A 19,554-nucleotide genomic window follows, 5' to 3' on the forward strand; every position below is an offset into this window, starting at 1 on the left:
CGTCGCGCTCGCACCCTCCCACCCTAGTGGGTGCCGATCCATCCCCGCATGGTCGACTGCACGCGGGAGCCGTCGAGGTCGGCCAGCTTCAGGCCGACGAAGTCCCGCGCCCAGTCCGAGGTCTGCACCCGGAAGGGCGGCTCCGGATCGCGCAGGGTCTGCAGGATCACGGCGGCGACCTCCGCCGGCTCCTGGGCGTGGCTGGAGGAGAAGGCGGACGCCGTGCGGTCGAGGTAGGCGCCGAGCGCGCCGGCGTAGGGGCCGGCCTCGGCCATCAGAGCGGAGGAGTCGATGCCGACGTTCTCGACGAAGCTGCTGCGGACCGCGCCCGGCTCGATCAGCGAGACGTGCACGCCAACGGCTGCGGCGACGGGCGCGAGCGCCTCGAAGAAGCCCTCGATCGCGAACTTCGCGGCGCAGTAGTCCTCGTTGAACGGCTGGCCGACGGCGCCGCCGACGCTCGACACCGTCACGATCCGACCGCGCGAGGAGCGCAGCAGCGGCAGCGCGGCGCGGGTCACGGCGACCGTGCCGAAGAAGTTGACCTCCATGACGCGGCGCAGCTCGGCCGGGTCCTCGAGCTCGGTGATGCCGACGTGGCCTGCGCCGGCGTTGTTCACCAGGACGTCGAGCCCGCCGTGCACGGACTGGATCCGCTCGAGGCACGCGGTGACGGAGTCGGAGTCGGTGACGTCGAGCCGCTGCACGTCCAGCTCGACCCCGGCACCGCCGATCGCTTCGCGGAGTCCGTCGGCGTGCTCCACGTCGCGGACCGTCGCGACCACCTGCCAGCCCGAGCGGGCGGCCTCGATCGCTGTCGCGCGGCCGATGCCGGTCGAGGTTCCAGTGACGAGGAGGACGGGTCGGGGCATGCTGATTCCTGCTTTCCGGCGCGGGGGCGCGCCGCCCGGAGGCTATCGGCGGAGCCTCCGAGAACGGTCAGCATCGGCGACGGGATCTCGATACGCCCTCTGCGAGGGCTGCTCGATCAGCATGTCGGCGCCGCGTCAGCCCTTGTAGCGCTCACCCACCGGCACCTCGACCGGCAGCGTGTTGCCGGCCTGCGCGAGCGGGCAGGCCCAGGCCGGGTCGTACGCGCAGGAGGGGTTGTAGGCGAAGTTGAAGTCGAGCACGAGCGTCGACGGCGTCGCTCCGGTGCCGAGGTCGGCGCCCTTCACGGTGTCGAGCAGGTAGCGCCCGCCGCCGTAGGTGCCGCCCGGCGTCCCGGCCAGCGCGTCCTTGACGGGCACGAAGAGCCCGCCGCCGTAGGAGCCGAGCTTCCAGACGTCCAGGGTCCCTGCGGAGGGGACCTCGACGGTCCCGACCAGCTCGAACGGCACGACGCCGTCCGTCCCGGTCTCCACGTCCATCCGCCGCGCCTCCTCGGCCGGCGCGACCTCGAGCTCGAACCGCCAGGCCGCGTCGTACGGCGCGATCGGCAGCGAGCGGAAGTGCGCCCGGTCGGCGGGCAGCAGGGGAGTGGCGGGGTGGCGGTCGAACAGCGCGTTGCGCGCCCGGATCCACGAAGCGTGCGCGGCGAGCAGGTCGACGTTCGAGAGCCTGCGGACCTCGGCGTACATCGCCTGGACGTGGCGGCGCCAGTCGGCGACCTCGATGGCGGAGGCGAGCCGACGCCGCGGCGACACGGCGTCCTCGTCCTCGCTGCCGTCGTCCTCGCCGGAGGGCCAGCGGAAGCGCAGCAGGTCCGCGCGGGACAGCTCGACGGCCTCCTCGGCCGATCCGTCGGGGCTCACGGTGCGTCCTCTCCTCGGGGGCGGGTATCGGCGCCGACGTCGTGCCGCCAGGTCGGGGCCAGGGCGCGGATGCGGATCCCGCGCCACTGCCAGAACGCCCACATCGACGGCCAGAGCGCCGGTGAGGCGAGCCCGGCGCTGAACTCCAGCCGGTCGCGGAAGAGCGTCCGCCCGTCCGGGAGCGGCGCGACGGCCATCCGGTGGTCCCACGCGGTGATCAGCCGCAGCGCGCCGGACAGCGGAGCGCCGTTGTCGCGGAGGATCCGGACGTCGGGCATCGACGGGACGCGGCGGTAGGAGAGGTCGATCTCCTGCGCGCCCATCGGCACGATCCCGAGGGCGTCCATCGCGACGTCGTGCGGCCCGAGGCCCCAGGTCGGCCGGAAGCCGCCCTCGTCGAGGGACGCGGCGGTCAGGAACGGGGACATCACCTCGCGGAACACGGCCGGACTCTGCAGGGCGCGCCAGGCGGAGTCGGGGTCGGTGTCGAGCACGTACTTGAGCATCACCTTCACGGGGACCATCCTCCTCCGGGTTCCGGCGGGCGGGAACCGGGTGCGCGCCGGGCCGCGGGCGTGTAGGCGGCGGCGGAGCGGTCGGTACCGTGGAGGAGTGAACGCCGCGCTCCCCGACTCCGACCGCACCGCCGCCGCCCCGGCCGCCGCCTTCGACCAGGGGTCGTACCAGATCCGCTTCGACTGGGGCGCCCGAGGCCTCCGGGACCTCGCCCCGGCACACATCACCGTGCTGGTCGACGCGCTCCCGGGAGGAGCGGACGACGTGATCGACCCCGACGCGATCGGCGGCCACGTCGTCCGCGCCGGCCTGGCCGACCGCACCGCCGTCGCCCGCTGGATCCTCGAGCGCCAGCACGAGAACGGCGGCCGGACCAGCGTCAACGTCGTCGCCGTCGGCGAGGTCGACGCGGCGGGCGAGCCGCGCTTCGCCGTCGAGGACCAGCTGGCCGCCGGCGCGCTGATCGACGCCCTGATCGGACTCGGCATCGACCACGTCTCGCCCGACGCGGCCGTCGCCTCGGCGTCCTACGAGGGTCTCCGCCGCGCCTGCGTCCACCTGCTGACCGCCTCCGCCACCGGCCGCCTGCTCACGGCGCAGGGCCGCGGGGCGGAGATCTCCGCCGCCGCCCGCGCGGACACCGTCGACACGGTGACGGTCCTGCGCTCCCCGCGCTGACGGACCGCGCCTGAGCGTCTCCGCAAGGGGTGCGGCCGCTCTCGACCGGTAAGGGCGGAGCGGCGTAGCGTTCCCCGGGAGCGGAGGACCGCCTCCGCCGACCGTCTCCGCGACAGGAAAGCTGGCCCGAATGAAAGCCGTCCTCAACGACGTCGTCATCGCCGACGCCCCCGACTCCGATCTCATCTCCATCGAGGGCAACTGGTACTTCCCGCCCACGAGCGTGAACAACGACTACCTGGTGCCGAGCAGCACCCAGTACACCTGCCCGTGGAAGGGCGAGGCCCAGTACTACGACGTGAAGTCCGACGACGGGATGCTCAAGGACCGCGCCTGGTCCTACCCGACGCCGTACCCGACCGCGTTCGACCGCGTCGGCAAGGACTTCTCGGGCTATCTCGCGTTCTGGAAGGACGTGAAGGTCGTCGACTAGTCCTCGCCGCGGTCCGCGCGCTCGGCGCTCCGGCGCCGGTGCGCGCGGACCTTCGCCCGGTTGCCGCAACGCTGCATCGAGCACCAGCGCCGCGAGCCGGCCCGGGAGGTGTCGAGGTAGAGGATGCGGCAGTCCTCCGCGTCGCAGCGGCGCAGCCGCCCCGGAGTGCCGCCGCCGAGCAGGTCGACCGCCTCGCGGGCGAGGGTCGAGAGCGCCTGCCGCGCCGCCGCGTGCGAGCGGCCGGCCTGGCGCGAGCCGCCGGAGAGCGACGGCGGCACGTCCGGCATCGCGGCGAAGAGGTTGACGACGTCGACGTCCGCCGGGTCGCCCGCGGCACCGCGCTCCGCGGCGACGGCCAGCCGGGAGACAGCGCCGCGGAGCATCAGCGCGTCGTCGAGCCGCGCGTCGCGGGCGGTGGCGTCGACGGCGTCGAAGCGCTCGGCGAGCCAGGCCGCCAAGGCCTCGTCGGAGTCGAGACGCTCGCCGGGGATCCCGCGCAGCGGCCCGGTGCAGGCGAAGTCGAGCGCCAGGCTCCCGGAGTCGAACCACCAGCGGAGCCCGCCCGCGTCGACCAGCCACTGCCCGGTGCTCGGCACCCGGCCGCGGACCACGCGGTGCGGTGCGCCCTCGCTCACGCCGAGCGCTCGCTCGCGGCCGGTCGCGCCGGCACCTCGCGGCGCCGCCACTCGATCGCGTTCGCGGGCTCGAAGCGCCGGGCGCACCTCCCGCAGGCCAGCGGCCGGCTCGGGCGGCGGTGCCGGTAGAAGAGGTGCCCGCTCGGGCAGCTGCCGACCCACGGGGCGAGCTCGTCCGCGGTCGGATTGCTGTGCGTGCGGTCACCGGTGTAGCCCAGTGCCGTCGCCGCCCGCCGCCAGGCCGGACCGTGGCCGGCCTTCGGGCCGGCGAGCACGTGCGCGACCTCGTGCAGCAGCGTCTGGTGCACCTCCTCGTCGCTCCACCGCGCGGCGAGATGCCGCGACACGGTGATGCGCCGGTCCTTCCAGTGGCAGGCGCCGCCGCGGGTGCGGGCGTGATCGAAGGCGAAGCTCCACGAGTCGTCCAGGTGCTCGCGCAGCAGCGCGTCCGCCCAGCGGGCGACCTGGTCGAGCTCAGCCATCGGTCGGATCGGCTCCGGGGCTCAGGCCTCGTCGCCCTCGGCGCGGCGGCGGCCGCGCACGGCGCCGTCCGCCCGGGGGCCGCGGGTCGACTCGTCCTGGAACTCGGAGGCGGCGGCGAAGCCGAGGCGCGCGACCTCGAGCTCCTCCTCCTCCACGCCGACGCGCTCGCCGAGCGCGGTGGCCGCGTCGAAGTCGCGCGCGGCCTGGCTGTACTCGCCGCTCTCGAAGAGCGCGAGCCCGCGGTGCTTGAGTGCGAAGGAGTGCTCGACGTGCCACTCGTGCGTGCGCGCCTCCTCGACGCAGAGCGTGAGCTCCGAGAGCGCCTCGTCGGAGCGGTCGCGCAGCTGCATCAGGCGCGCGCGGCGGACGCGCGCGGTGAGCAGCTCGGCGCGGTCGCCGGAGAACCGGGTGCGGCGGACGGCCTCGGTGGCGATGTCCCAGGCCTCGTCGAGGCGGCCGAGCAGGCGCAGCAGCTCGGCCTTCTCGGTGAGCGCGGCGAGGGAGCGCAGCGCGCCGATCTCCTCCAGGCGGTCCTGGGCGGCGTCGACGTCGATCTCCTCGCGGAGCGTCGCGGGGTCGTGGCGGATGATGATGCTCAGGGCGGTTCTTCCTCGTGGATGCGGATCCGGATCGGCGCACGCGGCGGCGAGAGGACGGAGGGGGCTCTGGCCCCCGTCCACTGTACGGGCAACCGGGCCGGGGCGCCCGGCCCGGGCGCGCGGGGTCGAGGTCGGCCCCGGCGACGTTCCTCGGCCCCGGCGCCGCTCCTCAGCCCCGGCGGACCTGGAAGATGCTGCGCGCCGGCAGCGGCGACGGCGTGGCGGTGTCGTCGGTGACGACCGAGGCGCCCCCGAGGAAGTTCTCCAGCTCGCGCCCCTGCACCAGCTTCGCCGGCGCCGGGTCGGAGGCCAGCCGCCGCGGCAGCCCGTCCACCGGCAGCGGGGAGGGCGAGGCGAGCATCACCACGTTGCCGAAGCGCTTGGCCTTCAGCATCTGGGTGTCGGTCATGATCGCCGTGTGCGCGAAGACCGCCGCGAGCGTGGCGGCCTGAGCCCGGGCGAAGGCCAGCGCCCCGCCGTCGGCCACGTTGACCGCCACGACCCCGGTGGGCGCGAGCAGCGGAGCGATCTCGCGGTAGAACTCGGCGCTCGTGACATGCGCGGGCGTCCGGGCGCCGGAGAAGATGTCGACCACGACGACGTCGACCGTGCCGAGCAGCCCCGGCGGCAGCTTGCCGAGCACCTCGCGGGCGTCGCCCTGGCGGATCCGGATCTGCGCGCCGCGGGGCAGCGGGAGCGCCTCCCGCACCAGGTCGACCAGCGCCGCCTCGATCTCGACGACCTGCTGCCGTGAGCCGGGCCGGGTCGCCGCCACGTAGCGGGGGAGGGTCAGCGCGCCGGCGCCCAGGTGCAGCGCCGTCACCGCCTCGCCCTCGGGCGCGAGCAGGTCGATCGCGTGGCCGATCCGCCGCACGTACTCGAAGGAGAGGTGCGTCGGGTCGGCGAGGTCGACGTGCGACTGCGGCGTCCCGTCGACGACGAGGGTCGCTGCGTCGGGCGAGTGCCGGTCGGGCTCGATCTGCGCGAGGAACCCGCTGGCGAGCACGGCGCGGGGGTGCTCGGAGTCGTCGCCGCGTCGGCGACCGGTGCGTTCGGCCATCCGACCAGTCTGCCTTGCCGCGCAGGACGGGAGGCGGAGCGGGGGAGGCGGGGAGGGCGGGACCCTCGACCCGGCCGTATACCCGAGCCCCGTGCCGGACGCAAGCACCTGCACTTGCGCGGCGTGGCGCGGTACATCTATAGTTGTACTTTGCGCTCCCGAGTGCCGAGTCGTCATATTGCGGTCGACCAGCCATCGGAACCCGGCATCAGATGGTGGATGCCGATGCCACACTCTAGCCCCCGCCCCGAAGGCCGCGTCAAACCGGTCGCTTCGTCGCTGCGGCCGCGTCACCGCGGTCACGGCAGGGGAGCAGGACGTGTCGGCCCGCCCGGCGGGAGCCCACTCCACACATCCCACAGATTGAGACCCGCGAGGGTCTACGGAGGTTCCTTCCTTGGCTGCTGCGCCCAACGCAACCACCACCTCACCCAAGAACGGACGCGGAGCTTCGCGTCTCTCGTTCGCCAAGATCAGCGACACCCTGACGGTTCCGGATCTGCTCGCGCTGCAGACCGAGAGCTTCGACTGGCTCGTCGGCTCGGAGGCGTGGAAGACCCGCGTCGCCGAGGCGAAGGCCGTCGGCCGGGAGGATCTCCCCGCCAACTCCGGACTCGACGAGATCTTCGAGGAGATCTCCCCGATCGAGGACCTCAGCGAGACGATGCAGCTGAGCTTCACGAACCCGTACCTCGAGCCCGAGAAGTACACGATCGAGGAGTGCAAGGAGCGCGGCAAGACCTACGCCGCTCCGCTGTACGTCGAGGCCGAGTTCATGAACCACCTCACGGGTGAGATCAAGACCCAGACGGTCTTCATGGGCGACTTCCCCCTGATGACGGAGAAGGGCACGTTCATCATCAACGGCACCGAGCGTGTCGTCGTGTCCCAGCTCGTCCGCAGCCCGGGCGTCTACTTCGAGCGCCAGCAGGAGAAGACGTCCGACAAGGACATCTACTCCGCCCGCGTCATCCCCAGCCGCGGTGCCTGGCTCGAGTTCGAGATCGACAAGCGCGACCAGGTCGGCGTCCGCATCGACCGCAAGCGCAAGCAGTCGGTCACGGTCTTCCTCAAGGCCCTGGGCCTGACGAGCGAGGAGATCCTCGAGCAGTTCGCCGGCTACGAGTCGATCGAGCTGACCCTCGAGAAGGACAACATCCTCACCAAGGAGGACGCCCTCCGCGACATCTACCGCAAGCTCCGCCCGGGCGAGCAGGTCGCCGCCGAGGCCGCCCGCGCGCTGCTGGACAACTTCTACTTCAACAGCAAGCGCTACGACCTCGCCAAGGTCGGCCGCTACAAGATCAACCGCAAGCTCGGCATCGACAAGGCGCTGTCCGACTCGGTGCTCACGGTCGAGGACATCATCGCGACCATCAAGTACCTGGTCGCGCTGCACGACGGCCGCACCAACCTGCCCGGTGTGCGCGACGGCGCCGCGGTCGACCTCCGCCTCGACGTGGACGACATCGACCACTTCGGCAACCGCCGCATCCGCGCGGTCGGCGAGCTCATCCAGAACCAGGTCCGCACCGGCCTGTCCCGGATGGAGCGCGTGGTCCGCGAGCGCATGACCACGCAGGACATCGAGGCGATCACCCCGCAGACCCTGATCAACGTCCGCCCCGTGGTGGCCGCGATCAAGGAGTTCTTCGGCACCTCGCAGCTGTCGCAGTTCATGGACCAGAACAACCCGCTCGCGGGTCTGACCCACAAGCGCCGCCTGTCGGCACTCGGCCCCGGCGGTCTCTCCCGTGAGCGCGCCGGCGTCGAGGTCCGCGACGTCCACCCGTCGCACTACGGCCGCATGTGCCCGATCGAGACCCCGGAAGGCCCGAACATCGGCCTGATCGGCTCGCTCGCGTCCTTCGCGCGCATCAACTCGTTCGGCTTCATCGAGACCCCGTACCGTAAGGTCGTCGACGGCGTCGTCACCGCGCAGATCGACTACCTCACCGCGTCCGAGGAGGACGAGTACCTGGTCGCCCAGGCGAACGCCCCCCTCACCTCCGACATGCGCTTCGCCGAGGGCAAGGTCCTGGTCCGCCCCAAGGGCGGAGAGGTCGAGCTCGTCGACGCCGAGCGCGTGCACTACATGGACGTCTCCCCGCGCCAGATGGTGTCGGTCGCGACCTCGCTGATCCCGTTCCTCGAGCACGACGACGCGAACCGCGCGCTCATGGGCGCGAACATGCAGCGTCAGGCCGTCCCGCTGCTGCGCAGCGAGTCGCCCGTCGTCGGAACCGGCATGGAGGGCTTCGCGGCCATCGACGCCGGCGACGTCATCACGGCCGACAAGGCCGGCGTGGTCCAGGAGGTCTCCGCCGACTCCGTCACCGTCCAGCTGGACGAGGGCGGCACGCAGACCTACTTCCTGCGCAAGTTCGACCGCTCGAACCAGGGCACCTCGTACAACAACCGCGTGGTCGTCTCCGCCGGTGAGCGCATCGAGGTCGGCGAGATCGTCGCCGACGGTCCCGCGACCGAGAACGGCGAGCTCGCGCTCGGCAAGAACCTGCTCGTCGCGTTCATGCCGTGGGAGGGTCACAACTTCGAGGACGCGATCATCCTCAGCCAGAACCTGGTGAAGGACGACGTCCTCTCCTCGATCCACATCGAGGAGTACGAGGTCGACGCCCGCGACACCAAGCTCGGCAAGGAGGAGATCACCCGCGACCTCCCCAACGTCAGCCCGGAGCTCCTGGCCGACCTGGACGAGCGCGGCATCATCCGCATCGGCGCCGAGGTCCGCCCCGGCGACATCCTCGTCGGCAAGGTCACGCCCAAGGGCGAGACCGAGCTCTCGGCCGAGGAGCGCCTGCTCCGCGCGATCTTCAACGAGAAGAGCCGCGAGGTCCGCGACACGTCGCTGAAGGTGCCCCACGGCGAGCAGGGCACGATCATCGGCGTCAAGGTGTTCGACGCGCAGGACGGCGACGACGAGCTCGGCTCGGGCGTCAACCAGCGCGTGGTCGTCTACATCGCCCAGAAGCGCAAGATCACCGAGGGCGACAAGCTCGCCGGCCGCCACGGCAACAAGGGCGTCATCTCGAAGATCCTGCCGGTCGAGGACATGCCGTTCCTCGCCGACGGCACCCCGGTCGACATCGTGCTCAACCCGCTCGGCGTCCCCGGCCGGATGAACTTCGGCCAGGTCCTCGAGATCCACCTCGGCTGGATCGCGAAGCAGGGCTGGAAGGTCGAGGGCAAGCCCGAGTGGGCCAAGCGCCTGCCCGAGCACGCCCGCGAGGCCGCTCCCGGCACCAAGGTCGCCACCCCGGTGTTCGACGGTGCGGCGGAGGAGGAGCTCGCAGGGCTCCTCGACTCCACCACCCCGACCCGCGACGGCGAGCGCCTGATCGGCTCGTCCGGCAAGACGCAGCTGTTCGACGGCCGCTCGGGAGAGCCCTTCCCGGACCCGGTCTCGGTCGGCTACATGTACATCCTGAAGCTGCACCACCTCGTCGACGACAAGATCCACGCGCGCTCGACGGGCCCGTACTCGATGATCACCCAGCAGCCGCTCGGTGGTAAGGCGCAGTTCGGCGGCCAGCGCTTCGGCGAGATGGAGGTGTGGGCCCTCGAGGCCTACGGTGCCGCCTACGCGCTGCAGGAGCTCCTCACCATCAAGTCGGACGACATCCTCGGCCGCGTGAAGGTGTACGAGGCCATCGTCAAGGGTGAGAACATCCAGGAGCCGGGCATCCCGGAGTCCTTCAAGGTCCTCATCAAGGAGATGCAGTCCCTGTGCCTGAACGTCGAGGTCCTCTCGGCCGACGGCACCGCGGTCAGCCTGCGCGACACGGATGACGAGGTCTACCGCGCCGCGGAGGAGCTCGGCATCAACATCTCCTCCCGGTTCGAGTCGTCCTCCGTCGACGACATCTGATCCCGCGCCAGCATCTGACGACTCCCCGTCTCTGACGAGACACCCTGTTTTCCGACAAGGAGAAAACATTGCTCGACGTAACAACTTTTGACGAGCTGCGCATCGGCCTCGCGACGGCCGATGACATCCGTCGCTGGTCGCACGGTGAAGTGAAGAAGCCCGAGACCATCAACTACCGCACCCTCAAGCCCGAGAAGGACGGTCTGTTCGGCGAGCAGATCTTCGGACCCTCGCGCGACTGGGAGTGCTCCTGCGGCAAGTACAAGCGGGTCCGCTTCAAGGGCATCGTCTGCGAGCGCTGCGGCGTCGAGGTCACCAAGTCCTCGGTCCGCCGCGAGCGGATGGGCCACATCGAGCTCGCCGCCCCCGTCACCCACATCTGGTACTTCAAGGGCGTCCCCTCGCGCCTCGGATACCTGCTGGACATGGCGCCGAAGGACCTCGAGAAGGTCATCTACTTCGCGGCGTACATGATCATCGACGTGGACGACGACGGCCGTCACGCCGACATGCCCGGCCTCGAGAACGAGCTCCGGCTCGAGATCAAGACCCTCTCGGACCAGCGCGACTCCCGCATCGCGGACCGCCTGGCGCGCCTCGAGACCGACCTCGCCGCCCTGGAGGCGGAGGGCGCGAAGAGCGACCAGAAGCGCCGCACCAAGGACGGCGCCGAGAAGGAGATGGGCCAGATCCGCAAGTCCTTCGACGAGGACATCGCGCGACTGGAGAGCGTGTGGGAGCAGTTCCGCACCCTGAAGGTCGGCGACCTCAAGCCCGAGGACGCCGTCTTCAACGAGCTCGTCGACCGCTACGGCGTCTACTTCGAGGCCTACATGGGCGCCGAGGCGATCAAGAAGCGCCTCGAGCAGTTCGACCTCCAGGCCGAGGCCGAGACGCTGCACCTGCAGATCGCCGAGGGCAAGGGTCAGAAGAAGATCCGCGCCATCAAGCGCCTGCGCGTCGTCAACTCGTTCCTCGCCACCGGCAACTCGCCGGCCGCGATGGTCCTCGACGTGGTCCCGGTCATCCCGCCGGAGCTGCGCCCGATGGTCCAGCTCGACGGTGGCCGCTTCGCCACCTCCGACCTGAACGACCTGTACCGCCGCGTCATCAACCGCAACAACCGCCTCCGCCGCCTGCTCGACCTCGGTGCCCCCGAGATCATCGTGAACAACGAGAAGCGCATGCTCCAGGAGGCGGTCGACGCCCTCTTCGACAACGGCCGCCGCGGCCGTCCCGTCACGGGCACCGGCAACCGCGCCCTGAAGTCCCTGAGCGACATGCTCAAGGGAAAGCAGGGTCGCTTCCGCCAGAACCTGCTGGGCAAGCGCGTCGACTACTCGGGCCGCTCGGTCATCATCGTCGGACCGCAGCTCAAGCTGCACCAGTGCGGTCTGCCCAAGCAGATGGCGCTCGAGCTGTTCAAGCCGTTCGTCATCAAGCGCCTGATCGACCTGTCGCACGCGCAGAACATCAAGGCCGCCAAGCGCATGGTCGAGCGCTCGCGTCCGCAGGTCTGGGACGTGCTCGAGGAGATCATCCGCGAGCGCCCCGTCCTGCTCAACCGCGCGCCCACCCTGCACCGACTCGGCATCCAGGCCTTCGAGCCCCAGCTGGTCGAGGGCAAGGCGATCCAGCTGCACCCGCTCGTCTGCGCCGCGTTCAACGCGGACTTCGACGGGGACCAGATGGCCGTCCACCTGCCCCTGTCGGTCGAGGCCCAGGCCGAGGCGCGCATCCTGATGCTCGCCTCGAACAACATCCTCAAGCCCTCCGACGGCCGTCCGGTCACCCTGCCCACGCAGGACATGATCATCGGCCTGCACCACCTGACGACCATCCGCGAGGGTGGCGCCGGTGAGGGCCGCGCGTTCTCCTCCGTCTCGGAGGCGATCCTCGCGAAGGACCAGGGCTCGCTGCACCTGAACTCGAAGGTCCGCATCCGCATGTCGGACGTGTACTTCGCTCAGGGTCAGACCCCCGAGGGTGTCGAGATCGACGACAAGGGCAAGGTCACCGCGCCCGTCCTCCTCGACACGACGCTCGGCCGCGCCCTCTTCAACGAGGCGCTGCCGGTCGACTACCCCTACTTCGAGCAGGTCGCCGACAAGACGACCATCTCCGGGATCGTCAACGACCTCGCGGAGCGCTACCCGAAGGTGGAGGTCGCCGCCTCGCTCGACCGCATCAAGGACGCCGGCTTCTACTGGGCCACCCGGTCCGGTGTGACCGTCGCCCTCTCGGACATCCTCACCCCGCCCTCGAAGCCCGTCATCATCGCGGGCTACGAGAAGAAGGCGGCCAAGGTCGAGTCCGAGTACGACAAGGGTCTGACCACCCAGGCGGAGCGCCGCCAGGAGCTCGTGAAGATCTGGACCGAGGCGACCGACGAGGTCGCCAAGGCGATGCGCGCGAACTTCCCGATCGACAACACGATCAACCGCATGGTCACCTCCGGTGCCCGTGGAAACTGGCTGCAGGTGCGCAACATCGCCGGCATGCGCGGTCTGGTGAACAACCCGAAGGGCGAGATCATCGCCCGACCGATCATCTCCTCGTACCGCGAGGGACTGTCGGTCGCCGAGTACTTCATCGCCACGCACGGTGCCCGCAAGGGCCTGGCCGACACCGCGCTCCGCACCGCGGACTCGGGCTACCTGACGCGTCGACTCGTCGACGTCTCGCAGGACGTCATCATCCGCGAGGACGACTGCGGCACGACCAAGGGCCTCGACCTGCCGATCATGCTCCAGGACGCCACCGGCGCCTGGATCCAGGACTCGAACGTCGAGAACTCCGTCTACGCCCGCTCGCTCGCCACCGCGGCGACGAACGAGGCCGGCGAGGTCGTGGCCGAGGCCGGCGAGGACGTCGGCGACGTCCTCATCGAGAAGCTCGTCGGTGCCGAGGTGCGTCACATCAAGGTGCGCTCGGTCCTGACCTGCGAGTCGGCCGTCGGCGTCTGCGCGGCCTGCTACGGCCGCTCGCTCGCCACCGGCAAGCTCGTCGACATCGGAGAGGCCGTCGGCATCATCGCGGCCCAGTCGATCGGCGAGCCCGGCACGCAGCTCACGATGCGCACCTTCCACACCGGTGGATCGGCCTCGGCCGACGACATCACGCAGGGTCTGCCCCGCGTGCAGGAGCTCTTCGAGGCCCGCACCCCCAAGGGTGCGTCGCCGATCGCGGAGGCCGCCGGTCGCATCACGATCGAGGACACCGACCGGGCCCGCCGGGTCATCCTCCAGCCGGACAACGGCGACGAGGCGGTCATCTACCCGGTGCTCAAGCGCTCGCAGCTCCTCGTCGAGGACGGCCAGTCGGTCGTGCTCGGTCAGCAGCTGCACGTGGGAACGGTCGACCCCAAGGAGGTCCTGCGCGTGCTGGGCGTCCGCGAGGTCCAGAAGCACCTCGTCGGCGGCGTCCAGGGCGTCTACCGCTCGCAGGGCGTCCCGATCCACGACAAGCACATCGAGGTCATCGTCCGGCAGATGCTCCGCAAGGTCACCGTCGTCGACCACGGCGACACCGACCTGCTGCCGGGTGAGCTCGTCGACCGCTCGCGCTACAGCGAGGTCAACCGTGCGGCTCTGACCGAGGGCAAGCGGACCGCGTCCGCCCGCCAGGAGGTCATGGGCATCACCAAGGCCTCGCTCGCGACCGAGTCGTGGCTGTCGGCCGCGTCCTTCCAGGAGACCACCCGCGTCCTGACGCAGGCGGCCATGGAGGGCAAGCGCGATCCGCTGATGGGCCTCAAGGAGAACGTGATCATCGGAAAGCTGATCCCGGCCGGAACGGGTCTGCCCCGCTACCGGAACGTGTCGGTCGAGGCGACGGAGGAGGCGAAGGCCGAGCGGTACCCCAACCGCATCTTCGCCGACGACGCCGCGTTCAGCGACGCGGACCTCTCGTTCGTCGACTTCGACTCGTTCTCGAGCGACGGCTACGAGCCCGGCAACTACAGCTGAGCACGGTCTGAGTGACGAAGGGCCCCGCCGGGAGACCGGCGGGGCCCTTCGTCGTCCGCGGCACCGTGAGGGCGGGACGACGCGGGACGGCGGCCTCGCGCGGCGCGCGGTAAGGGCACCCTGACTGGGGGTCCGTCGATTCCCGACAGCGAGCCCGAACGGGGGCCCCGGGATGATTGACTTCTGGGACGTTCGTCCGGTCGATCCCCTGAACCCGCTCAGCAGGGGTCGCGGCGGTGAGGAAACGTGCGGATGAGAGTCCTGATCGCCGTGCTGGCCGCCCTTCTCGTGGTGGTCGGTGCCGTCGTCGTACCGTCGGGCACCGCGGCCGCCGCGGCGGCAGCCACCGCCCCTCCGCCGGCGACCTGCGGCATCGCCGAGCTCGCCCCGGTCCTCCCGGGCGACGACGTCGAGTCCACGGCGGCGGCCTCGCTGGTGCCGATCCTGGTGCTGCACGGCTGGCTCGGCACCGCGACGCACGACGAGTCGCGCACGGGCGCCTTCTCGCACCTGGTCGACCTGGTCGCCACCAACGGCGTCGACCAGCCGGTCACCACCTCCCAGCGCTCGCTCATCGGCGCGTTCCAGGACACCGAGGGCGCCGTCGTCTACACCTTCGACTACCGCGATCTCGCGGCCCGCTGGGTGACCGATCCCGGCATCGCCGACGCCCTGGCCTCCTCGATCGCCTGCCTCACGGCGGCGACCGGCCACCGGGCCGTCGTCGTCGCCCACTCGATGGGCGGCCTCGCCGCGCGCCAGGCCCTCAGCCAGAGCGTCGACGGAGTGCCGGTGGAGTCGATGGTGCGCGAGGTCGTCACCTTCGGCACGCCCAACACCGGCTCGGACCTCGCCCTCCGCCTCGGCCAGATCATCGACTCGACCGGCACGGTCAGCCCCGCGGTGGTCGGCGGACTCGAGCCGCAGTCGCGCCTCGGCATCTCGGCGCTGCTCGCCTCGTGCGGCGCGGCGGCCTCGGAGGACGCGGGCAACGCGGGGGAGTGCACGGGCATGCCCATGATCGACGCGCTGTCCTCGCAGGCGGGGATCGCCCTGCGCACCGGCTCCACGCAGCTCGCGGCCCTGCCGCCGTGGCCGGAGAGCGTCCGCGTGGTCTCGCTCGCCGGCGACATCCGCGTGACCATCGCCTCGGTCCTAGGGTCGCGGACGGGCTCGGTGTCGCTCGGCGACATCATCGTCGCGCCGCCGTCGGCCGAGGCGGGCGTCGACGACTACGTCGTGTCGACCTGCTACTACACGCTGCTGTCGATGCCGGACGTCCCGTCGGTGCTCGCGGAGCTGAACCCGATGGCGCGGCTGGGCGACGCGCTGCGCTTCTCGGCGATGGTGGTCGCCATCGATGCCAGCCCCTGCCACCACGCCAAGCTGATGCGCAACGTCGAGCTCGCCGGCCACGCCGAGGCGGAGGTCGCCGGTGCGGTGGCGGACGAGCTCGGCATCCCGCGCCTCGGCGCCGTGCGCGCGGGGCAGCACCTCCTGCCGCCGTCGGACGAGCCCCGCCATCCCTTCCGCCCCTGATCGGCGGGACATGATGTCCGGAGTTTTGACGCGGCCCTGATCGAGCGCCTACGGTCGAGATCGGCCGAAGGGGCGGCCGCCTGGGGGACAGGCAGCGCGGCTCGCGCGGCTCGCACGCCGAGCGCGAGCCGCGCCCGTCCCGCGCGTCCGGCTGCCTCTGTGACCTCCCGAGTAGCCGATGTGCGCGACGACTGTCGGCGATCGTCTACGCTCGGGGGCACCGGGGACGCCGAAGCCGCCCCGCTCACCCGCCTCCGGAGGCACGATGGGCACCGACACCCCGCCCGAGGTCCCGCCGCGACCGGCCCGACTCAGCCGCGAGCAGGTCCGGACCCGGCTCCTCGACGCCGCCCTCGCGGTCGTCCGCGCGGAGGGCCTGCGCGTCGGCGTCTCGCACCTGCCGCTCGAGGACGTCATCCGCTCCGCCGGAGTGCCGCGCAGCACGGTCTACCGGATCTGGCCCACCCGCCAGGCGTTCTACGACGAGCTGGTCGCGGCGATCCCCGAGCGGATCCTCACGGCCCGGCTCGACCCCACCTCGCTCACCGCGGGGGACGCCTACCTGCACCGCCGCCTCGCCGAGCAGCCGACTCCCGAGCAGATGCGCGAGATCCTCGTCGCCTCGCTCACCGTCGCGATCGAGGCCAACTACGACAACGTGTTCGCCTCGCAGCACTGGCGCAACTTCGTCGCCCTGATCGGCGCGGTCGACTCGCACTCGGAGTCGGCCCGCGTCGCGATCCACGAGGCCCTGCACTCGCGCCAGGTGCACTTCATCGAGAACATGGCGAAGTACTACCGGCACACCCTCGCCGAGGCGGGCCTGCGCCTGCGCTCGGGGCGGGAGGAGGAGTACGCCGTGCTCGCCTCCGCCATCTCCTCGTTCGTCGAGGGACTCTGCGTCGCCCGGATCGCCGCGCCCGAGCTGGTGACCGGACCGATCGATCCGGGTCGGCCGGACTCGCCCTCGCTCGTGGTGGCGGGCACGCTGATGCTGATCGACGGGTTCTGCGAGCCCGTGCCGCCCGCGCCCACCCGGTCCGCACCGGCGGAGGACGCCGCGCTCTAGCGGTCGGCGGGAGGCTCGTCCTCGGCGACCGGCTCGAGCATCCCGTCGACGATCGAGCGGATCGTCCAGGCGGTGAGGCTCCACTCGACGGGCTCGCCGTCCAGGCCGGGCGCCGTGACGACGGCGTCGAGCTCGTCGTCGAGCAGTCGCCCGCGGTGCACCAGCCCGTCCGTGACGATCGCGGTGAGGTGCGCGAGCTGGAGCGTGGTGAAGCCGGGCCGGAGCGAGGCGCTGAACTGGTCCAGGACGTCCTGGTAGTAGTCGCGCAGCCGCTGGCTGAGCATGGTCTCGAGCCGGCGGGCGGTGGCGCGCACCGCCTCGCGCGCGGGCCCCTCCTCCATCGAGAAGGTGCACGCCAGCAGCGCGTTGTAGGAGGACCAGTCGACGGAGGCGCGAAGGGTCTCCACGCTGGAGTTCGCACCGATGCGGATCATCTCCCAGGCCACCTGACGGCGGCCCACCGCGGTGCCGAGGTGGGCGGAGGAGCGCTCGTAGACCTCGGTCATCGCCCGCTGGGCGTCGGGATCCGCGCCGTCGGCGAAGCGGTCCGCGACGAAGATCTCGCCGATGAGGTCGGCGACGAACTCCTCCCGCGTGCTCCAGATCCGGTAGACCGAGCTGCGCGGCACGGCGGCCAGGCGGATGTACTCCTCCATCGGCAGATGGGCGAAGCCGACCGTGAGACCGTGGGCCGAGATGACCTCGCGGGCGGCGCGGAGCATCCGGGCCCGCACCTGGTCGGCGGGGATCCGGGTCGAGCGGAGGGCGGTCTCGTCGGAGTCGTTCATCGTCACGGAGACTAGCCCTCCTGGGCGGGGCGCGAGCAAGGAGGGGGTTCCGCGGTCGGCGGAGATGCGCTGATGGTCGTCGGGACGGAATGTCCCGTGCGTGGCTCGGCCGGTCCTCCTTTCGCTACGGTTCGATCCAGGACGGACCCGACCGTCCTCGCAAGGGGTTTCCGTGGCGGAATTCGAGAAGTTCGCTGTGACCGTGGTGAGCGGTCTGTCCATCGAGCGCGCGGCTCTCGCGGCGCTCCTCGTCGACGTCCTCCCGCACCTGAGTGTCGCGGACCCGGACGCCGCCGAGGCGGACACGATCGCGGTCCTGGACCTCGACCGGGTCGCGCCCGAGGTGCTGACCAGCACGCTCGCGGAGGTCAGCGCGCGGCATCGCGGCCTGGTGGTGCTGTCCGCGTCGGACTCGCTCGAGGCCGTCCGCGCCGTGCTCCGCCTCGAGCGCACCGCCTTCGTCTGGAAGGGCGACGAGCCGGGCGAGCTCGTCGCGGCCCTGGTGTCGGTCGCGTCCGGCCGCTCCTGGATCTCGGAAGCGGCCCGGCACCGCTTCCTCGCCGCCGGCGAGCACCGCCGGCCCGTGCTCAGCCGGCAGGAGAGCCGCGTCATGCGCTCCTACGGGTCCGGCACGGCGGTCAAGGACGTCGCCCTCGACATGCGGATCGCCGAGCACACCGTGCGCACCTACATCAAGCGGATCAAGGCCAAGTACCTCGACGCCGGCATCGCGCTGGAGTCACGGGTCGACTTCTACCGCCACCTCGACGGGCACGACGTCGCGATCCGCAACGGCCGCGACCGGGTGCGGCCCGGCCTGCAGGAGACGGGCGGCGGCGTGCGAGGCGAGGTCGCCTCGTGAGGCGAGCAGGATCGCGTTGCCGCTCCCGCGCCCCTCGGCGTAGCTGAGCGGACCGACGGCGGCGACCACCGGCAGCACGCGCTGCACCTCCCGCCGGAGCCGCCGCAGGCGCCGGTGATCGGCGTCGTCGGCGACGTTGACCGCCAGTAGTCCGCTCTCCTCGACCACTCGGGCGACGCGGGCGAGGACCTCGGCCCGGTAGAAGGACTCGGGGATCTCGTCGCCGTCGTAGACGTCGAGCACGACGAGGTCCGCGGGGGAGACGGCGAGGGGATCGGCGGCGTCCGCGGTGAGACTGCACAGCCTCGTCCCGGCCGGCAGCGGCGCGTGCTGGAGCACGAAGTCGACCAGTCCGGCCGACCGCTCGACGACCGTCTGCTCGGAGCCGGGGCGGGTGGCGGCGACGTAGCGCGCGAGCGCCAGCGCGCCCGCACCGAGGTGGAGGACCGTCACGGGCGCTCCCGCCGGCCCGAGCGCATCGACCGCGGCGCCGAGCCGGGCCAGGTACTCGAGGCCGAGCTGCTCGGGCGCGCGGAGGTCGATCAGGGACTGCTCCGAGCCGTCGATCTCCAGCACCAGCGAGCCCTTGCGGATCGGGTCGGGCTCGAGCGAGACCAGTGCTCCACCGGGGAGACGGGCGGAGGGGGGCACCCGCCCACGCTAGCGGGCGCTCCCGCCTCGCGCCGGACCGCGGCCGCGGCTACGGTTGCAGCCATGGCCGCCCTCATCCTGCTCGACGTCGACGGCGTCCTGAACCCGTCCGTCTCGAGCGACCGCGCGGCGGGCGGCCACCGGCTGATGCTCGAGCCCGAGCGCGAGGAGCTGGTGCGCCGCCTCGCCGCCGTCGGCACGATCGTCTGGGCCACCACCTGGCCGCCGAAGCTCACCTCGGTGCTCGCGGGCGATCTCGGTCTGCCGGCCGGCACCGAGGCCATCGTCTTCGGCGGCGGACTCCCTCGCGACCCGCGCTTCCCCGGGCAGACCGGCAAGCTCCAGCCCGTCGCCGTCTGGCTCGAGCAGGCACGGGAGAGGGTCGCGATCGACGCCGTCGTCTGGATCGACGACAACCTCCGCGGCGACGCCGTCGACTGGGCGCGCGAGCAGGAGACGCCGTTCCACCTGATCGTGCCCGAGGCGGCGGCCGGTCTGACGGCGGACGAGGTCGCCGGCGCGGAGTCGTTCCTCGTGGGGCTCGGTGCCCGTCCGGCGTCACACGGCGACATCCGGGAATAGCGGTCCCCCTCCCGCTGGTTGGGTGGAGGGTGCGGACGCGTGCGATCG

The 19,554-nt window shown here is 71.6% G+C and carries 16 protein-coding genes; 8 read left to right on the forward strand and 8 right to left on the reverse strand.

What is annotated here, in order from left to right; translation table 11 throughout:
• Positions 1 to 23 precede the first annotated feature (23 nt).
• From MT355_RS17660 to MT355_RS17670, 3 genes are all read right to left on the reverse strand, one after another.
• A complete protein-coding gene (locus tag MT355_RS17660; protein ID WP_243600543.1) occupies positions 24 to 872 on the reverse strand; it encodes an SDR family oxidoreductase in 849 nt (282 codons plus the stop codon).
• Positions 873 to 1,007: 135 nt separating this feature from the next.
• Entirely contained in the window at positions 1,008 to 1,580 is a 573-nt protein-coding gene (locus tag MT355_RS17665; RefSeq protein WP_123445360.1) for a DUF1684 domain-containing protein, read from the reverse strand.
• A 170-nt stretch (positions 1,581 to 1,750) separates the two neighbouring features.
• The gene (locus tag MT355_RS17670; RefSeq protein WP_374204666.1) at positions 1,751 to 2,278 is read right to left on the reverse strand and encodes a hypothetical protein; all 528 of its coding nucleotides are present in this window, start codon (positions 2,276 to 2,278) and stop codon (positions 1,751 to 1,753) included.
• A gap of 88 nt (positions 2,279 to 2,366) precedes the next feature.
• On the opposite strand from MT355_RS17670, the gene MT355_RS17675 reads away from it, so the two are divergent.
• Both MT355_RS17675 and MT355_RS17680 read left to right on the forward strand, forming a co-directional pair.
• Positions 2,367 to 2,948 (forward strand): 2-phosphosulfolactate phosphatase, encoded by a 582-nt coding sequence (locus MT355_RS17675; RefSeq protein ID WP_243600544.1) that lies wholly within the window; start codon positions 2,367 to 2,369, stop codon positions 2,946 to 2,948.
• A gap of 130 nt (positions 2,949 to 3,078) precedes the next feature.
• The gene (locus MT355_RS17680; protein ID WP_123445021.1) at positions 3,079 to 3,381 is read left to right on the forward strand and encodes a DUF427 domain-containing protein; all 303 of its coding nucleotides are present in this window, start codon (positions 3,079 to 3,081) and stop codon (positions 3,379 to 3,381) included.
• Here MT355_RS17680 and MT355_RS17685 read toward each other — a convergent pair.
• The 4 genes from MT355_RS17685 to MT355_RS17700 all read right to left on the reverse strand — a co-directional run bounded on the left by MT355_RS17685 (position 3,378) and on the right by MT355_RS17700 (position 6,158).
• Positions 3,378 to 4,016 (reverse strand): CGNR zinc finger domain-containing protein, encoded by a 639-nt coding sequence (locus tag MT355_RS17685; RefSeq protein ID WP_243600545.1) that lies wholly within the window; start codon positions 4,014 to 4,016, stop codon positions 3,378 to 3,380. The two genes, MT355_RS17680 and MT355_RS17685, sit on opposite strands and share 4 nt — an antisense overlap.
• Entirely contained in the window at positions 4,013 to 4,498 is a 486-nt protein-coding gene (locus MT355_RS17690; RefSeq protein ID WP_243600546.1) for a SprT-like domain-containing protein, read from the reverse strand. The genes MT355_RS17685 and MT355_RS17690 overlap by 4 nt, the downstream gene beginning before the upstream one ends.
• 21 nt (positions 4,499 to 4,519) lie before the next feature.
• Entirely contained in the window at positions 4,520 to 5,179 is a 660-nt protein-coding gene (locus MT355_RS17695; RefSeq protein ID WP_185019941.1) for a hypothetical protein, read from the reverse strand.
• Positions 5,180 to 5,267: 88 nt separating this feature from the next.
• Positions 5,268 to 6,158 carry a spermidine synthase gene (locus MT355_RS17700; protein ID WP_243600547.1) on the reverse strand — a complete coding sequence of 297 codons (891 nt, stop codon included), beginning with the start codon at positions 6,156 to 6,158 and terminating at the stop codon, positions 5,268 to 5,270.
• A 397-nt stretch (positions 6,159 to 6,555) separates the two neighbouring features.
• On the opposite strand from MT355_RS17700, the gene rpoB reads away from it, so the two are divergent.
• The 4 genes from rpoB to MT355_RS17720 all read left to right on the forward strand — a co-directional run bounded on the left by rpoB (position 6,556) and on the right by MT355_RS17720 (position 16,623).
• Positions 6,556 to 10,047, forward strand: a complete 3,492-nt coding sequence (rpoB, locus tag MT355_RS17705) for a DNA-directed RNA polymerase subunit beta (protein WP_123702077.1) — start codon at positions 6,556 to 6,558, stop codon at positions 10,045 to 10,047.
• 68 nt (positions 10,048 to 10,115) lie between these two features.
• On the forward strand, positions 10,116 to 14,015 hold the full coding sequence (locus tag MT355_RS17710) for a DNA-directed RNA polymerase subunit beta' (RefSeq protein WP_123445025.1): 3,900 nt from the start codon (positions 10,116 to 10,118) through the stop codon (positions 14,013 to 14,015).
• A gap of 252 nt (positions 14,016 to 14,267) precedes the next feature.
• Positions 14,268 to 15,554: a triacylglycerol lipase gene (locus MT355_RS17715; RefSeq protein WP_243600548.1), complete on the forward strand. Its 1,287-nt coding sequence runs from the start codon at positions 14,268 to 14,270 to the stop codon at positions 15,552 to 15,554.
• A gap of 265 nt (positions 15,555 to 15,819) precedes the next feature.
• Positions 15,820 to 16,623 carry a TetR/AcrR family transcriptional regulator gene (locus MT355_RS17720; RefSeq protein WP_243600549.1) on the forward strand — a complete coding sequence of 268 codons (804 nt, stop codon included), beginning with the start codon at positions 15,820 to 15,822 and terminating at the stop codon, positions 16,621 to 16,623.
• Here the strand turns inward: MT355_RS17720 and MT355_RS17725 are convergent.
• Complete coding sequence (locus tag MT355_RS17725; RefSeq protein WP_148060213.1) at positions 16,620 to 17,411, reverse strand: hypothetical protein; 792 nt, start codon at positions 17,409 to 17,411, stop codon at positions 16,620 to 16,622. The genes MT355_RS17720 and MT355_RS17725 overlap by 4 nt on opposite strands.
• Positions 17,412 to 17,583: 172 nt before the next feature.
• On the opposite strand from MT355_RS17725, the gene MT355_RS21680 reads away from it, so the two are divergent.
• Together MT355_RS21680 and MT355_RS17735 are read left to right on the forward strand one after the other, a co-directional pair.
• Entirely contained in the window at positions 17,584 to 18,273 is a 690-nt protein-coding gene (locus MT355_RS21680) for a LuxR C-terminal-related transcriptional regulator (protein WP_123735020.1), read from the forward strand.
• Positions 18,274 to 18,987: 714 nt separating this feature from the next.
• Positions 18,988 to 19,506, forward strand: a complete 519-nt coding sequence (locus MT355_RS17735) for an HAD domain-containing protein (protein ID WP_243600550.1) — start codon at positions 18,988 to 18,990, stop codon at positions 19,504 to 19,506.
• Positions 19,507 to 19,554: the final 48 nt, after the last annotated feature.

The organism is Rathayibacter sp. VKM Ac-2929 (assembly GCF_022815495.1).
GTDB classification, from domain to species: Bacteria; Actinomycetota; Actinomycetes; order Actinomycetales; family Microbacteriaceae; genus Rathayibacter; species Rathayibacter festucae.

Bases quoted from the DNA above. Each gene is read 5' to 3' on its own strand.
- MT355_RS17660 (WP_243600543.1), bottom strand. From the start codon at position 872: ATGCCCCGACCCGTCCTCCTCGTCACTGGAACCTCGACCGGCATCGGC.
- MT355_RS17665 (WP_123445360.1), bottom strand. From the start codon at position 1,580: ATGTACGCCGAGGTCCGCAGGCTCTCGAACGTCGACCTGCTCGCCGCG.
- MT355_RS17670 (WP_374204666.1), bottom strand. From the start codon at position 2,278: ATGGTCCCCGTGAAGGTGATGCTCAAGTACGTGCTCGACACCGACCCC.
- MT355_RS17680 (WP_123445021.1), top strand. From the start codon at position 3,079: ATGAAAGCCGTCCTCAACGACGTCGTCATCGCCGACGCCCCCGACTCC.
- MT355_RS17690 (WP_243600546.1), bottom strand. From the start codon at position 4,498: ATGGCTGAGCTCGACCAGGTCGCCCGCTGGGCGGACGCGCTGCTGCGC.
- MT355_RS17700 (WP_243600547.1), bottom strand. From the start codon at position 6,158: ATGGCCGAACGCACCGGTCGCCGACGCGGCGACGACTCCGAGCACCCC.
- MT355_RS17715 (WP_243600548.1), top strand. From the start codon at position 14,268: ATGAGAGTCCTGATCGCCGTGCTGGCCGCCCTTCTCGTGGTGGTCGGT.
- MT355_RS17720 (WP_243600549.1), top strand. From the start codon at position 15,820: ATGGGCACCGACACCCCGCCCGAGGTCCCGCCGCGACCGGCCCGACTC.
- MT355_RS17725 (WP_148060213.1), bottom strand. From the start codon at position 17,411: ATGAACGACTCCGACGAGACCGCCCTCCGCTCGACCCGGATCCCCGCC.
- MT355_RS17735 (WP_243600550.1), top strand. From the start codon at position 18,988: ATGGCCGCCCTCATCCTGCTCGACGTCGACGGCGTCCTGAACCCGTCC.